The sequence below is a fragment of the Gordonia polyisoprenivorans genome (genome assembly GCF_017654315.1).
GTDB classification, from domain to species: Bacteria; Actinomycetota; Actinomycetes; order Mycobacteriales; family Mycobacteriaceae; genus Gordonia; species Gordonia polyisoprenivorans_A.
The window spans coordinates 4,440,801-4,456,319 of the sequence record NZ_CP072203.1; the positions used below are offsets into that span (position 1 = coordinate 4,440,801).

General features: G+C 66.6%; 14 protein-coding genes. 4 read left to right on the plus strand and 10 right to left on the minus strand.

Annotated features, from left to right (window positions below; genetic code table 11):
• Window positions 1-15 precede the first annotated feature (15 nt).
• Window positions 16-819: a hypothetical protein gene (locus J6U32_RS20045; RefSeq protein ID WP_208791846.1), complete on the plus strand. Its 804-nt coding sequence runs from the start codon at window positions 16-18 to the stop codon at window positions 817-819.
• Between the two features lie 8 nt (window positions 820-827).
• On the opposite strand, the gene J6U32_RS20050 is transcribed toward J6U32_RS20045, so the two are convergent.
• The 7 genes from J6U32_RS20050 to J6U32_RS20080 all read right to left on the minus strand — a co-directional run bounded on the left by J6U32_RS20050 (window position 828) and on the right by J6U32_RS20080 (window position 7,486).
• Window positions 828-1,343 carry a TrmH family RNA methyltransferase gene (locus J6U32_RS20050; protein WP_208791847.1) on the minus strand — a complete coding sequence of 172 codons (516 nt, stop codon included), beginning with the start codon at window positions 1,341-1,343 and terminating at the stop codon, window positions 828-830.
• Window positions 1,344-1,476: 133 nt separating this feature from the next.
• Window positions 1,477-2,478, minus strand: coding sequence for a class 1b ribonucleoside-diphosphate reductase subunit beta (gene nrdF / locus J6U32_RS20055; protein ID WP_006367603.1), 1,002 nt, complete (start codon window positions 2,476-2,478; stop codon window positions 1,477-1,479).
• A gap of 52 nt (window positions 2,479-2,530) precedes the next feature.
• Window positions 2,531-3,292 carry a maleylpyruvate isomerase family mycothiol-dependent enzyme gene (locus J6U32_RS20060; protein ID WP_244332199.1) on the minus strand — a complete coding sequence of 254 codons (762 nt, stop codon included), beginning with the start codon at window positions 3,290-3,292 and terminating at the stop codon, window positions 2,531-2,533.
• A 13-nt stretch (window positions 3,293-3,305) separates the two neighbouring features.
• A complete protein-coding gene (gene nrdE, locus J6U32_RS20065; RefSeq protein ID WP_208791848.1) occupies window positions 3,306-5,513 on the minus strand; it encodes a class 1b ribonucleoside-diphosphate reductase subunit alpha in 2,208 nt (735 codons plus the stop codon).
• An 88-nt stretch (window positions 5,514-5,601) separates the two neighbouring features.
• Window positions 5,602-6,087, minus strand: coding sequence for a class Ib ribonucleoside-diphosphate reductase assembly flavoprotein NrdI (gene nrdI / locus J6U32_RS20070; protein WP_208791849.1), 486 nt, complete (start codon window positions 6,085-6,087; stop codon window positions 5,602-5,604).
• 221 nt (window positions 6,088-6,308) lie between these two features.
• A complete protein-coding gene (locus J6U32_RS20075; RefSeq protein ID WP_208791850.1) occupies window positions 6,309-6,542 on the minus strand; it encodes a redoxin NrdH in 234 nt (77 codons plus the stop codon).
• A gap of 374 nt (window positions 6,543-6,916) precedes the next feature.
• Complete coding sequence (locus J6U32_RS20080) at window positions 6,917-7,486, minus strand: NAD(P)H-dependent oxidoreductase (RefSeq protein ID WP_208791851.1); 570 nt, start codon at window positions 7,484-7,486, stop codon at window positions 6,917-6,919.
• 94 nt (window positions 7,487-7,580) lie between these two features.
• Here J6U32_RS20080 and J6U32_RS20085 point away from each other — a divergent pair, with 94 nt between their 5' ends.
• Together J6U32_RS20085 and hpxO are read left to right on the plus strand one after the other, a co-directional pair.
• Window positions 7,581-8,207, plus strand: coding sequence for a TetR/AcrR family transcriptional regulator (locus tag J6U32_RS20085; RefSeq protein ID WP_208791852.1), 627 nt, complete (start codon window positions 7,581-7,583; stop codon window positions 8,205-8,207).
• Between the two features lie 115 nt (window positions 8,208-8,322).
• Window positions 8,323-9,486: an FAD-dependent urate hydroxylase HpxO gene (gene hpxO / locus J6U32_RS20090; RefSeq protein ID WP_208791853.1), complete on the plus strand. Its 1,164-nt coding sequence runs from the start codon at window positions 8,323-8,325 to the stop codon at window positions 9,484-9,486.
• A 59-nt stretch (window positions 9,487-9,545) separates the two neighbouring features.
• Here the strand turns inward: hpxO and eccB are convergent, their stop codons facing one another.
• On the minus strand, window positions 9,546-11,051 hold the full coding sequence (gene eccB, locus J6U32_RS20095) for a type VII secretion protein EccB (RefSeq protein ID WP_208791854.1): 1,506 nt from the start codon (window positions 11,049-11,051) through the stop codon (window positions 9,546-9,548).
• A 283-nt stretch (window positions 11,052-11,334) separates the two neighbouring features.
• Here eccB and eccE point away from each other — a divergent pair, with 283 nt between their 5' ends.
• Window positions 11,335-13,134: a type VII secretion protein EccE gene (eccE, locus tag J6U32_RS20100; RefSeq protein WP_244332201.1), complete on the plus strand. Its 1,800-nt coding sequence runs from the start codon at window positions 11,335-11,337 to the stop codon at window positions 13,132-13,134.
• Between the two features lie 5 nt (window positions 13,135-13,139).
• Here the strand turns inward: eccE and manA are convergent, their stop codons facing one another.
• Complete coding sequence (gene manA, locus J6U32_RS20105; protein WP_208791855.1) at window positions 13,140-14,387, minus strand: mannose-6-phosphate isomerase, class I; 1,248 nt, start codon at window positions 14,385-14,387, stop codon at window positions 13,140-13,142.
• Window positions 14,384-15,505: a hypothetical protein gene (locus J6U32_RS20110; protein ID WP_208791856.1), complete on the minus strand. Its 1,122-nt coding sequence runs from the start codon at window positions 15,503-15,505 to the stop codon at window positions 14,384-14,386. Before J6U32_RS20110 ends, manA begins: the two co-directional genes overlap by 4 nt.
• Window positions 15,506-15,519 lie beyond the last annotated feature (14 nt).

Below are 15,519 nucleotides of genomic sequence, written 5' to 3' on the forward strand. Positions count from 1 at the left end.
GATGAGTGCACGCCGATGAGTGCACGGCGTGGCACGGTTCCGGTGCGCGGATATGCGCTGACTCCGTGGTCGCGGGCGTTGGTCGATGTGGCCGAAGGCCGCTTCGCCGGCGACGGCACCGATGCGGCAGTCGACAGCCGCAAGATCACCAAGGCTCGCAGGTACTTTCGCGATCGGCACGTGCATCGGCTGACGATCGGCGCGGGCCGGGTCACCTCGTCGGTGGACGGCAGTCAGCTCGAACCGTTCGAGGTGACGATCGAGATCCGCACCGTCGACACCGCGACGGTGGCGACGTTGCTGCGTGCCGCCGACGGCGTGACCGAGGTGATGTCGCTCGCGCGTGGCGAGCAACCGCGAACCGTCGGTGAACTGGTGTTGCCCACCGAGAGCGCCGATATCGTCGGCGACTGCACGTGCCCCGACGACTCCGGGCGCTGCATCCACGTCCTGTCGACGATGTACGAGGTGGCCGTCGAGATCGACCGAACCCCCACCACCCTGTTGACCGTGATGGGGACATCGCTGCCGGAGTTGCTCGACGCGATCGAGGAACTCGCACCCGCCCGAGACTCCTTCCCGCAGCGTGAGGGAACGCGGATCGACGACGAGAACGCCTCCGCGCCACCGCGAATCGATTTCTACGGCACCGGCGCGACCGCTCCCCCACTCCCGTCGCCGCCGCGGATGAATCCCCTGACCGACCTCGACGGCACCGCGCTGCGCACGGCATTGCGGGCCTCCGGGGTCGCCCCCGGCGACATCGCCGAAGCCGTCGACGAGTTGGGCGATCTCTACGACCGGATCGTCGAACCCTGAGGGCGGTCTCACACCAATCCCGCGAGCTTGTAGGCGACGAGCGACCCGGACACCGCGACGTTCAGGCTCGCCCCGCGTCCCACCATCGGTATCTCGACGACGTCGTCGAGCACATCGAGGACGGACTCGGGGATACCCGTACGTTCGTGCCCGAGCACCACCACGGTGCGTCGCCGTGCGATCGGTAGATCTGCCAGACGCGTTGCGCCCTCGGCCAATTCGACGCCGATGAGGTGAGCGCCGGCATCTCGCTCACGCTCGAGCCACCGGACCGGGTTGCCGGTGCGATGGATACATGAGCGGCCCGGAACGGTGTTGCCCCGTCGCAGGGCCGGACCCACCCAGTCGTGCGGTGGCACCGCCATACAGGCGCCCACCGCATCACAGGTGCGCAGCAGGGTGCCCAGGTTGGCGCCGTGCTGGGCCCACAGAGGCGCCAGAATCAGGTGGCCCCAACAGGAATGGGAGCGGGATCGTCGGGAACGTCGGAGTTCGTCCGCCCTGCGGACGCGAACGCCGGCCATCAACTCAGGTGAGGCGCAGCGCCCCTTTCGGTGATCGACATGGCGACCATGCTAGTCCACGCAACATGAGGATCCCAGCGCGCTCGAGAACCTCTGGCCCGCGATCACGCAACGGCTCCGGCGTCTCGGATGATCAGAAGTCCCAGTCCTCGTCCTCGGTGTTGACCGCCTTACCGATGACGTACGAGCTACCGGAGCCGGAGAAGAAGTCGTGGTTCTCATCCGCGTTGGGTGAGAGCGCCGACAGGATGGCCGGGTTCACGTCGGTCTCGTCCTTCGGGAACATCGCCTCGTAGCCGAGATTCATCAACGCCTTGTTCGCGTTGTAGCGCAAGAACTTCTTGACGTCCTCGGTCAGGCCGACCTCGTCGTAGAGCGCCTCGGTGTAATCGGACTCGTTGTCATAGAGCTCGAAGAGCAACTCGAAGGTGTAGTCCTTGAGTTCCTGACGACGCTCGGCGGTCTGCACCTCCAGACCCCGCTGGTACTTGTAGCCGATGTAGTAGCCGTGCACCGCCTCGTCGCGGATGATCAAGCGGATGAGGTCGGCGGTGTTGGTGAGCTTGGCGCGCGAGGACCAGTACATCGGCAGGTAGAAGCCGGAGTAGAAGAGGAATGACTCGAGCAGGGTCGAGGCCACCTTGCGCTTGAGCGGGTCCTCTCCACGGTAGTAATCCATGACGATCTGGGCCTTGCGCTGCAGGTGCTCGTTCTCCTCCGACCAGCGGAACGCCTCGTCGATCTCCTTGGTCGAGCACAGCGTGGAGAAGATCGAGCTGTAGCTCTTGGCGTGCACCGACTCCATGAACGCGATGTTGGTGAGCACCGCCTCTTCGTGCGGGGTGGACGCATCCGGGATGAGCGAGACCGCGCCAACGGTGCCCTGGATGGTGTCGAGGAGCGTCAGACCGGTGAACACCCGCATCGTCAGCTGCTTCTCGTACTCGGTGAGAGTGTTCCACGACGGGATGTCGTTGGACACCGGCACCTTCTCCGGCAACCAGAAGTTGCCGGTGAGGCGATCCCACACCTCGGCGTCCTTCTCGTCGGGGACGCGGTTCCAGTTGATCGCAGAGACGCGGCTCACCAGCTTGATGGGTGCGCCGTCGGCCGGGCTGTGGGTGCCTGCGGTCATGATGATCATCTCCTCATGGATGCGGATGCGGGTTCTACGGTAGCGGTGGCGGTCAGGTGACGTGGATGAGGTCGAGCAGTTCGGCGGCGACGCCGGCGTCCCCAACCGTGTCGACGGCCGACAGTGGTCGGCGATGCCAGAGCGTGAGCAACAAGTCGAAAGCCGAACCACGCAGCGCCACATCGGCTTTCATGTGCTCTCGCGACCACGTCAGCCCGTCCGCGGACAGCTCGACCAGCCATTCGCCGACCGGCTCGTCATGGGTGTGGAGATGCAGTGTCGCTCCATGCAGGTGCTGCGGGACGCCGCCGGACCGGGACAGGAATCGGGGAGCGAAGACATCGAGCCACTCCTCGATCCCGTCGGCGGAGAACTCGGCGTCGACCACCTGCTGCGTGCCGGGTCGAATCGCGGACTCCAGATCCCATCGGTGAACGGTGAGTTCGTGCGCCTGCCTACGCGCCCACCACCCGACGGTGCGCTCGCCGACGAAGGTCGGTGCCGCCGTGTCGGGATCCCGGGTACCGAGAGCCTCGACGAGCCCGCGGAGCCCGGCTCGATACCAGTCGGTCAGCTCGTCGGCCGGAGGAGCCGGGAAGTCGGCGTAGGACCGCACCGAATCGTCGCCGACGATCCGAGCGGTCGCCCACCGGTGCACGGCGCCGACATGGCAGATCAGGTCGGCGGCCGTCCACTCGGGACAACTCGGTACCGGCACACCGAGATCGGCGGTGCTGGTGGCGGCGATCATCGCACCGTGGGTGGTGATCGCCGCCATCCATTGCTCGAAGCTCATCGCAGGAGTCGGACTCATCGTCGCCCGAGGCTCACAACATGCAGCTGACGCAACCCTCCACCTCAGTCCCTTCGAGGGCCATCTGGCGCAACCGGATGTAGTACAGGGTCTTGATTCCCTTGCGCCACGCGTAGATCTGCGCCTTGTTGACGTCGCGGGTGGTCGCGGTGTCCTTGAAGAACAGCGTCAGGCTCAAGCCCTGGTCGACGTGCTGGGTCGCCGCGGCGTAGGTGTCGATGACCTTCTCGTAGCCGATTTCATAGGCGTCCTGGTAGTACTCGAGATTATCGTTGGTCATGTAGGGCGCCGGGTAGTAGACGCGACCGATCTTGCCTTCCTTGCGGATCTCGATCTTGGCCGCCACCGGGTGGATCGAACTCGTCGAGTGATTGATGTAGCTGATCGAGCCGGTCGGCGGGACCGCCTGCAGGTTCTGGTTGTAGATGCCATCACGCTGCACCGCCACCTTGAGCTCACGCCAGTCGTCGCGGGTCGGGATGGTGATCTCGGCCTGCGCGAACAACTCCGCCACCCGATCGGTCTTCGGCAGCCACTCCTGATCGGTGTACTTGTCGAAGAACTCACCGCTGGCGTACTTCGAGCGCTCGAACCCGGCGAACGCCTTACCCCGTTCGCGCGCAATGGCATTCGATGCACGCAACGCGTGATAGAGCACGGTGTAGAAGTAGATGTTGGTGAAGTCGATACCCTCGTCGCTGCCGTAGAAGATGCGCTCACGGGCAAGGTAGCCGTGCAGGTTCATCTGCCCGAGACCGATCGCGTGGGACTCGTTGTTGCCGTGCTCGATCGACGGCACCGAGGTGATCGAGGTCTGGTCACTGACGGCGGTCAACCCACGGATCGCGGTGTCGATGGTCTGCCCGATGTCGGGCGAGTCCATGGTCTTGGCGATGTTGAGCGAGCCGAGGTTGCACGAGATGTCCTTACCCACCTGCGCATAGGACAGATCATCGTTGAACGTCGAGGGCGTCGAGACCTGCAGGATCTCCGAGCACAGGTTGGAGTGGGTGATCTTGCCGTCGATCGGATTGGCCCGGTTCACCGTGTCCTCGAACATGATGTAGGGGTAACCCGACTCGAACTGCAGCTCGGCGAGGGTCTGGAAGAACTCGCGCGCCTTGATCTTGGTCTTGCGAATCCGCTTGTCCTCGACCATTTCGTGGTACTTGTCGGTCACGTTGACGTCGGCGAACGGCACGCCGTAGACACGCTCGACGTCATACGGACTGAACAGGTACATGTCGTCGTTGTTCTTGGCGAGCTGGAAGGTGATGTCGGGGATCACCACGCCGAGGCTGAGCGTCTTGATGCGGATCTTCTCATCCGCGTTCTCCCGCTTGGTGTCGAGGAAGCGGTAGATGTCGGGGTGGTGGGCGTGCAGGTACACCGCGCCGGCCCCCTGACGGGCACCGAGCTGGTTGGCGTAGGAGAACGAATCCTCGAGCAGCTTCATGATCGGGATGACACCCGAGGACTGGTTCTCGATCTTCTTGATCGGCGCACCGTGCTCACGGATGTTGGACAGCAACAACGCCACCCCACCACCGCGCTTGGACAGCTGCAGAGCCGAATTGATGGACCGCCCAATGGATTCCATGTTGTCTTCGATACGAAGGAGGAAGCAACTGACCGGCTCGCCGCGCTGCTTCTTGCCGGAGTTGAGGAAGGTCGGCGTGGCCGGCTGGAAGCGGCCCTCCATGATCTCGTCGACGAGATTGCGGGCCAGTGCGGTGTCACCGTCGGCCAGCGTCAGCGCGACCATGCAGACGCGATCCTCGAACCGCTCGAGATAACGCTTGCCGTCGAAGGTCTTGAGGGTGTAGCTCGTGTAGTACTTGAACGCTCCGAGGAAGGTCGGGAAGCGGAACTTCTTGCCGTAGGCGTGCCCGAAGAGGAGTTTGACGAACTCCCGGTCGTACCGGGCGAGGACCTCGGGCTCGTAGTAGTTCTCCTCGACGAGATAATCGAGCTTCTCGTCGAGGTCGTGGAAGAAGACGGTGTTCTGGTTGACGTGCTGCAGGAAGTACTGGTGCGCAGCCTCGCGGTCCTTCTCGAACTGGATCTTGCCGTCGCGGTCGTACAGGTTGAGCATCGCGTTGAGGGCGTGATAGTCGAGCTCGCCCGGATCATGACCCGCCGGAGAGGCGTGCACACCCGACTTGCTGGCCGAGGTGGTGGTGTCGGTGGTCACGTCGGAGACGGATGCGGTGGGCGACACGAGAACTCCTGTGCTTTCGGGTGTGTGGACTTGGCGAAATGGACTGAACCGGATGGGTCGGCCTGGTGCGGATTCGACAGTGAAACGACTACCGCGACACTGTAGTGAGAGGGTCTGACATGTCCGGGCGGTCGAAGGCGGGACTCGCTGCGAACTCGACGAGACCCTCCCGCACCCGCGAGACGTCGTGGTCGGTGCCCATCAGCTCGAACCGATACAGGTAGGGCACGCGACACTTACGCGAGATGATGTCCCCGGCGAGGCAGAACTCCTCACCGAAGTTCGTGTTACCCGCGGCGATCACCGCGCGAATCCACGATCGGTTGTCGGGGTTGTTGAGGAACTTGATGACCTGCTTGGGAACGAATCCCCCGCCGACCGCGGTCGACGACGACTTGCCGCCGCCGTAGGTCGGACAGATGAGCACGAACGGTTCGTCGACGCGAAACGATTCGATGCTGGCCCGATCGACGACGGGAATCCGCATCGAGCGCAGCCCCAGCTTACGCACGAAGCGGTGGGTGTTCTCCGACACGGAGGAAAAGTAGACGACCAGTGGCGCGGTGCCCGTCATCTGTCTCACCCCTACCGAGTCCGATGAACGCTGTGCCTGTTTGACGCTATGTCTGTTGAACGCTGTCTCTATTGAACGCCGCGATCACACGAAGAATTTCGGTGGTCCGGTTGCCTGCCCCGGTGGGTCGCACGGGGCAGGCAACCGCGCACATGGCTGCATGTCGGCCCGCCTGCGGTTCGATCCCGACTTCCCCTCCGGATCGAACGAGCGCGGCCGGCTCAGGCAGCGTTGGCGGCGAGCGCCTTGATGCGGTCGGGGCGGAATCCCGACCAGTGGTCATCGCCGACCACGACCACCGGCGCCTGCAGGTAGCCCAGGGCCATCACGTAGTCGCGGGCCTCGTCGTCGGCGCTGATGTCGACGACCTCATAGGACAGCCCGTGCTTGTCGAGCGCCTTGTAGGTCGCATTGCACTGCACGCATGCCGGCTTGGTGTAGACGGTGATGGCCATTGATGAACGCTCCTCGGGTCACGTGATGATCGGCAGATGCTCGTCTGAACGGTGGCGGTGGGTTCGGTTTTCCAGCGTGAAGAACGTGACGCAGATCACCACATCTTGCCCTCACCCGCGGCCTCTGACGCCTCTGTGCATCTCGGCCCTGCTGGTGGTGAGAACACTACACCTAGTGCCTGACATTTCAGAGCACCCCAAGAAGTTGTGAATCACATTCATGAAACTCGCAGGTCGCGATGCATGCAGAATCGCGAATCCCGGCGTGTTGCGTTGCAGCCGGGCGTGTCGCGTTTGCGCGTCCCTCCGATCACCTACTCACTCCCACAGACCACCGACACCCCCACCGCCCACCGCGAGCGGACACGCGACGATCACACGCGGGCAGGCACCTGCTCGGCCAGGACGCGCACGGCCGCACCCACTCCGTCGACGACGTCGGCGGGGAGCGCACCATCATCGAGCCCGGCCGTTCGGATTCCGAAGTCCACTTCTTCGACGACACGACCGCCGGCGATGCCGACCGATTTGCGGGTGTCCTCGCGCGACCAGGTCCCTGCGTACCGTCCCAGCGCGGCACCGATGACGCCGACCGGCTTGTCCTTGAGCGCGCCATCTCCGTACGGCCGCGACAGCCAGTCGATGGCGTTCTTCAACACGGCCGGGGTGGAGCCGTTGTACTCGGGTGTGGCCAGCAGAACCGCGTCGGCCGCTCCGACCTGCGCGCGCAGTCGCGCCACGGCGGGATCGAGATCACCGGCCTCCGATCCGGTCGCGGTATCGAGGTCTTCGTTGTAAAACGGCAGCTGGTCAAGGCCGTCGATCAGGGTCACCGCCACGCCGTCGGGCGCACTGTCGACCGCGGCCCGCGCCAACCGGCGATTGATCGAATCCCGACGCAGACTCCCTACCAGCGCCACCACATGAACGGTCGAATCGGACACGACATCTCCTCCTACACTCGGGTATCAGTTGATAGAATCAACCGGACCACGGTCCGAATATTTCTGTCACAACGCCGAGAGTTAGGTACATCACGTGTCCGAGCCGGAGCACAACGCACTGTCTCTGCGCCTGTCCGGCACCGGCGAACCCGAACGCGCCGACGCCGCGCGCAATCGCCGCCTACTGCTCGCCGCCGCACAGACGCTCATCGACACCCGCGGCGCCGCGGGAGTGACGATGGATGCCGTCGCGGCGGCCGCAGGCGTCGGCAAGGGAACGGTGTTCCGTCGATTCGGCAGTCGTACCGGTTTGATGCACGCGTTACTCGACCACTCCGAATCCGAGCTCCAGCAGGCCTACCTCTCCGGTCCCGAGCCCCTCGGCCCCGGGGCGCCACCACTCGACCGCCTGCTCGCCTACGGGCGGGCACGACTGAAGATGACCGTGGACCATCTCGACGTCCTTCTCGAAGCCGGCGCCGACAGCGGCGAGTTCATGAAACACCCCGTCTGGCGTGCCTCCACCCAGCATGTGCAGATCCTGCTGCGCCAGTTGGGTTTCGGAGATGACGTCCACACCGTGGCCATCGCGGTACAGGCACCGCTGGCAGCATCGTCGGTGCAACATCTCACCGACACCGTGGGACTCGACATCGCCACCATCACCGATCAGTGGGAACGCATGGTGCGCACCCTCGCCGCCGGCTGCGCCACCAACTGACCGCGCCGGTGACGACCGCGGATTGTTCGCCGACGGCATCGTCGGGGAGCATCCTCGACGCGCGCGAGCGCCCTGATCCCCTTAGCCTGTAGTGGTTCTGCGGGAAGGAAGTGTCGTGAAGGCTGTCATCATCGGGGCCGGTATGGGTGGACTCAGCGCGGCGATCGCGCTCAAACAACTCGGCATCGAGGTCGAGGTATTCGAGCAGGTCACCGAGAACAAGCCGGTCGGAGCGGCGATCTCGGTGTGGTCCAACGGTGTCAAGTGCCTCAATCACCTCGGACTCGAGCGGGAGGTTGCAGAGCTCGGCGGCATCGTCGAGACGATGAGCTATGTCGAGGCCAAGACCGGTGACACCATGTGTCGCTTCTCGATGCAGCCACTCATCGATGAGGTCGGGCAACGCCCCTACCCGGTGGCACGCGCCGAACTCCAACTGATGCTGATGACGGCCTACGGGATCGACGACATCCGTTTCGGCAAGAAGATGACCTCGGTCAGCGGCGGCTCAGACAGTGCCACAGTCGAATTCGCCGACGGCACCACGGTTTCCGCGGACCTGGTCATCGGTGCCGACGGCGCCAAATCGTTGACCCGCGAATATGTTCTCGGCGGACCGGTCACCCGCCGCTACGCGGGATATGTGAACTTCAACGGACTCGTTGCGATCGATGAGAAGATCGGACCCGCCACCGAGTGGACCACCTATGTCGGCGACGGCCGCCGGGTATCGGTGATGCCGGTGGCCGGTGACCGGTTCTACTTCTTCTTCGATGTCCCGATGCCCGAGGGCGTGCCGTACGAACGGGGCAGCGCCCGAGAGATTCTCGCCGCCGAGTTCGCCGACTGGGCGCCCGGGGTACAGACGCTGATCGCCGCCCTCGACCCGGCGACGACCAATCGCGTCGAGATCCTCGACCTCGACCCCTTCCACACCTGGGTCAAGGGCCGGGTCGCGGTCCTCGGCGACGCCGCACACAACACCACCCCCGATATCGGACAGGGCGGGTGCTCGGCGATGGAGGACGCCGTCGCACTGCAGTACGCGTTCCGCGACCATCCCGACGACGTATCCGCAGCGCTCGCCGCCTACCAGGAGGCGCGCACCGAACGCGCGGGCGAACTCGTGTTGCGGGCCCGCAAACGCTGCGACGTCACCCATGCCAAGGACCCGGAGAAGACCGCGCAGTGGTATCGCGAACTGCGGGAAGAGGACGGCACCAACGTCATCCGCGGGATCGTCGGCAACATCATGGGCGGTCCGGTCACCCCGGTCTGAACGCCGCCGGGGATAACGATGCCGATCGGCCGCGTCGGATCCCGCTCGGACGGCAGGCCCTAACCGGCCGGCACGGCGACCGGTGCGCCGGCCGGGTCGGCGGCGATGGCATCGTGGGCGACGAGCGCATCGTGGCGCGACAGCGTCGGCCCCGGCGTGAGCAGTGAGACCACCGACCACGGTGCCAGCGCCGGAGCGTCACCGAGACCCAGGATCCGGCCGGTGGCCACATCCGCGACGCCGAACCGAATGCCCGAATCATTCAGGTAGAACAGCGATTCGGACCGGGTACTGTCCGGCTCGTTGCCGGTGACACGGAGGTACTCACCCGATCCCGGGCGGAGGAAGACCTCGTCGATGCCGGGGCCGCTGCCATCGGCACTGGCCAGCGCGACCGGACGCTGCGACGAGACGATCGGTAATCCGCGACCGAACAACATCGAGGTGGCTGCGTGCGGGTCGTCGGCACCTCGGTCCCACGTCGTACACAGCGTCGGCGCCGCCGACACGTCCACCAGATGCGGTGGACGAGAGGGGAACTCGCCGACCGGCAAGGTGGTGGCGGTGTGCGGCACCGCATTGACGACGGCCGGCGCCACCGTCATCACCTCTGCGGCACCGCCGTCCTCGGCGAGACGCAGCATCTCCGCGGTGGCCGCCCCGACGGGCTGAACCGCACCGGAGAGCACCGCGTAATAGTGTGCGGCACCATCGATCCCGACGGTGCGCACCACCGAACCGGTCCGCACACCCGGCGCCGAGATCACCGGCACACCCGTGGTGGCCAGATCGGGTACTCGCAGCGGCGCCACCTCCGGCACCGAGTTGAGCAGTCCGGTACTGACCGAACGCACCGTGGCCCCCTCGAGTCCGAATGCCCGCATGACCGCCGGGTCCGCGGTGTCGACCTCGGCGCGCACCGGCATCGACCTGTCCCCGCGCCGGAGCGTGTACAGCAGGAAGGTCGAACGGCCGTCGGAGGCGAGTACCGCATCGTCCGGTGCGCCCGTGCGGAATCGGTCACCGAGCACCGGCCTCTCCCCGATCACCGCCAGCCGTACCGAATGCGGCCCATCCGTCCGGCCGGCCGGTTGTCGGTCGGCGATCCGGTCGCACACACTCCACGTCGACGTCCCCGGGTGTGCCGATCCCGGCAGCCCGGCGGGCGCACCCGGGATGCCCAGGAGGGCACCACGCGGATAGCCCGACAACTTGCGGTCGCTGACCGAGGTCGGCGCGGCGTCGTCGCCGACGATCAGGCGCGCCGAGGCGAGATTCAGCACAGGATGCAAGGTCTCGTCGATCACCACGAACAGACCGCCGCTGTTCTTGCTCACCAGGATCGCCGACTTGCCCACGCTGCCCTGTGGTTTCACCAGCCCCCAGATCCCGAAGCCGGCCAACGCCAGCAATGCCAACACCGTTCCGAGTACCAGTGCCCGCATCTGCGAGCGCATCGGATCGTGCAGCATCCGGGCATCACGGCGGACCAGGGCGTGCTCGAGTCTGCTCAGCAGAAACCGGTAGCCGTTGACCTGAGCCTTCGTGGTGAGTTGCCGCGCCACGCGATCCCCTCCCTGCGCACACGTCGGTGTCGATACCCACTTTGGTCGAAACCCACGTGGTCGATACCGCTTGGTCATTACCCCGTTTGGACGCACCCCACATCCATTCGGTTCCCCCTGTGGACTACCGATTCACCGATCCATCTCCTCGGCGATTTGTGCGGTTTGGGTAGTACCCTAACCGATACGCGTGGATCGGCTCGGCCTGCTGGTGGACGTCGACCGTGGCAAGTGGGGCCGGGCGCCGATACGTCGGGGGTGACAGATCGAACGGGGGGCACGGGTGGCATCGAACAGGCCGGAGCGGCACGGTTCTGGGCAGAGCGCGACGGGCGCACGTCCGCGGGCGCACCGGTTGGCCGCAGGTGCACCCCTGGTACGCGGCGTGGTGCTCGTCGAGGTGTTGCTGGCCCTCGGCCTGACGATCTGGGCCGTGGGTGGCGCCCACCTCGGCGTTGCGGCGCTGGCGATCGCCGCGGTGGTGGCGCTTCTGATGATCCCGTGGCGCGAGCACACCTCACCCCTTCAGCGCATCGGTCGCCGATGCGCGTTCGGGTGGGCGCGTGTCCGTCGGCGCACCGACGAGGTCACGCCCGCGCCGTTCGACATCCCGACCCGCGCGGTCGTGAGATCCCGTGGCGCCGATGTCGGGGAGCCGCCGATCGGCGCCCGATGGGCCGGCGACACCCTGATCACCGCCCTCCGGGTCCGCCCCGGCACACCTGTGCTGACCCGGCTCGGCGTACCGGGAAGCGACCGCTCGGATGCCGCCGACGCGCATGTCCCCCTTGATGTTCTCGTCGAGTGCATCGACCCGTTCGACATCCCACTCGCCTCGATCGACGTGGTGAGCCAGGGAACGCGCATCCGCGGTCGTGGCACCGCGGCGTCGACCTATCTGCGGACCCTGGGACGTTTGACCGCCACCGCACACCGCAACGTGTTCGTGATCCTGCGTCTCGATCCCCGCGACTGCCCCGACGCCGTCGCCCGGCGCGGCGGGGGCGCCGAAGGTGCACTCCGGGCCGCGACGATCACCACCAAACGGGTCGCGCGCCGGCTGACCGAGCGGGGGCTGACCGTCGCCGCACTCTCGGCGGCCGAGATGACCGCGGTCACCGACCATCTCGCCGCCGGACACGAACTCGACGAGCTGACCGAGGAGTGGGACGGGTTGCGCAGCTCTCGACTGAGCACGCGGTCGCTCGCCGTCGATCCCGACGAACTTCCGCGGGTGGCTGCCGACATCTGGGCACAGCCGAGCGCGGCGACGACGCTGACCGTGCGTCTCGGACGCGGCACCGATGGTCGTCTGCGGGTCGCCGCGCTGGTCCGTCTCGACGGTGGTCCCGCCGATGGTGGGCCGAACGGCAGTAGTCCGAACAGCGGTGACCCGACCGGTACCGTGCCGCTGCGCGGCCGCCAGTTCGACGCGTTCACTACGTCACTCCCGGTGGCATCCCCGCCGCGACTGGCCCGGGCGCTACCCGCAGCCGAAGGTGCGCGGGCCACACGGCTCGTCGAGCACCTCGCGCTGCCCGCCGGCGGCTGCGGACAACTCCTCGGCGCCGATCCGAGCGGTCACGCGGTCGCGTTGCCCCTCGTCGGTCCGGGCATCGAGATGGTCGTTCTCTCGGGCACGTACGCGATGATCGCCCAAACCGTCTTGCGGACGGTCGCGATCGGGGCTCCGGTGGTGCTGCACACATCCGCCCCGCAACGCTGGCACCACCTCGTCGCGGCGGTCGCCGATCCCCCCATGGTGCACATCGCACTGTCCGACAACGCGCCCCGCGGAATGCGGGTGGATCTCTACGACGGGGTCGACCCACCGGCCGGTCCCCCGCCGCCGGGCACCACCCGTTTCGTCGTCGACGACGGCACACGCCGCCTCGGATCGGTCGCCACGATCTCACTCATCCAGAATCCGCATGTACCCCAACAGATCTCGGTGCTCACCCCGAATAGCCGGACTACGGTGACCATGGTCGCACTTCCCGAGGAGTGGGCGATGATCGGAGAGGCCGCTGCCCGAAATGGGGCCGCCGCCCGGAGTGAGCCGGCACCCGTCGAGCGGGTATAGCCGGATCACCCGTGGGTCGGCACCAGCGCACGGAAGAACACCGCACGCGCCGACGCGGCACGGACCACCACGTCGGGATCGGCGTCGGTCAGCCAGGCCGCCCGGCCCGCCGTGACCGCCAACGGTGCACCCCCGGCCGGACGGACCTCGATGGTCCCCGACAACACCGCGAGGATCTGCGGACCCGGCATGTCGAAACTGATCGACGACGGCTGCGTCATCCCGGTGCCGTCGAGTTCCACACGGGACAACCGGAATTCGGGTGCCGGGGTGAGATAGATGCGTTCGGCGCCCACCGTGCGGATCGCCGGGATCAGGTCCGGTACGTCGACCGGCGTGAAATCGAGCACCCGCAGCAGTTCGGGCACGTCGATGTGTTTCGAGGTCAGCCCGCCACGCAGCACGTTGTCGGAGTTGGCCATGATCTCCACCCCGGTCCCGTCGAGGTAGGCATGCAGGTTGCCGGCCGGCAGGTACAGACCCTCACCGGGCTGCAGTCGCACCCGGTTGAGCAGGAGCGAACCGAGCACCCCGGGATCGTTCGGGTACATCTCGCCGAGTTCGAGCAGGGTGCGCAGTTCGTCGCCGAATGCGCTCTCACCTGATTCGAGCACTCGTACCGCAGCGGAGAGCACGGCGGGCGTCACGCGTTGGATCGTGGCCTCCGGCAGCGTGAGCCAGGTGGTGAACAAGGCGCGCAGACCGTGTGAATCCGGTTGGCCCACCAGCATTCCCAGGAACGGGTCGAGTTCACTGACCTGCAGGTGGCGCAGCAACTCGACGGTGACGGCCGGGTCGCGGAAACCCGCGAGGGCATCGAACTCGGTGAGCGCGACCACCAACTCCGGTTTGTGCCACGGATCGCCGTAGTTGCGATCACGCGCGTCGATGGCGAGCCCTTGGGCGTTCTCCCGCGCGAAGCCCTCACTGGCCTGTTCGGACGACGGATGCGCCTGCAGTGACAGCGGCTCGTCGGCGGCGAGGACCTTGAGCAGGAACGGCAGCCGCCCGGAGAACCGCTCGACGGTCGGCGCACCGAGGGCGGCGGTCGGATCGGACTCGATCACCGAGAGCAGATCTGCGCCGATCGTCGTCCCGTCCTCCTCGACGAGACATGCCGGACCGGCACTGTGCGCGCCGAACCACAATTCGGCCTCGGGGTGCGGTGACGGTACCGGTTTGCCACGCAGGGAGGCGATCGCGGTGCGCGACCCCCACGCATACGTGCGGACGACTCCCTCGATGACCTTCATCCTTGCTCGGCTCCGATCAGTCGCAGGTACACCGCTGCCATTTCGATACGCAACATCAACACCAACAGGGACGTGAGATCGCCGGGGGCATCGGCCGGCTCGGCCGCGTCCCCACCGACCACGGGCGGGGCCTGCGCGTCGGCGTCGGCTCCGACGAGGACCTCCGTGGACGCCAGGGCACCGACACGACGGCGTGTGTCCCACTCCCGGGCGGCGGTGGTGGCCACCAGCACCCGTGGCGGGGCATCGCCGCGCGGCCCGTCGATCTGCGGGTCGTAGAACAGGGAATCGGCGACCGAGCCGGCATCCGCGTCCGACCAGATGTCGCGTGAGACACGCGAGATGTCGGCCAGATCGGCTGTGGCGCCCCGACTTCCGGAGACCGCGAACACCACCGCAGCGGCGCGATCGGCCACCGCAAGTGTCGCGGGCGAGTCGCCGGTCCACATCACCGGTCCCTCACCGAGGCGAGCGGCGAGGATCTTGGCCTGGTTGTGGAAGGTCTCACGCGCGGGATGGTCGGCGGCCGCCTCGGAGTCGAGTGCGTCGGCGAGGTCGGCCACCGTGGGTGCGGATCCGGTGAACCGGACCTGGGTGAGCGCGGTGAACACCGCGAGCAGCACCGCCACGAATCCCGGGAAGCGAAAACGGGGGTCGACGTCCACCCGAGGCGAGAAGTCTATTCCGTTGCCCCCCAAGGCATCCCGAAGCGGACCCTCGATGGGCGCACTGATCACCACCTCGGCGCGGCGACGCAACGACCGCGCCGCGGCGTCGGCGAGACGCATGTCACCACCATCGATGCCGGCGAGAACGACGACGTCGAGCGGACCGATCCAGCCGGGCAACGCCGAGCTGCACACGATGGGGACATCGACCCGGGTGGCGAGCATCGCGCACACCATCGCAGTGGCGCCGGCGGCCGGACCGCCCGGAGCGCACACGATGACCACACTGCGCGGCCGCAACTCCGATAGCGGCTCTGCGACACCCTCACGCACGGCCTCGGCGACCGAGCGCACCTGCGCCCCGGCGAGTGCGGCCGCATGCAGCAGTCCCTCGGTGTCGGCCGCGATCAGGTCGTCGACGTCGTCGAGATCGGGGGCACCGGTTCGCATGACCCCTACAGTAG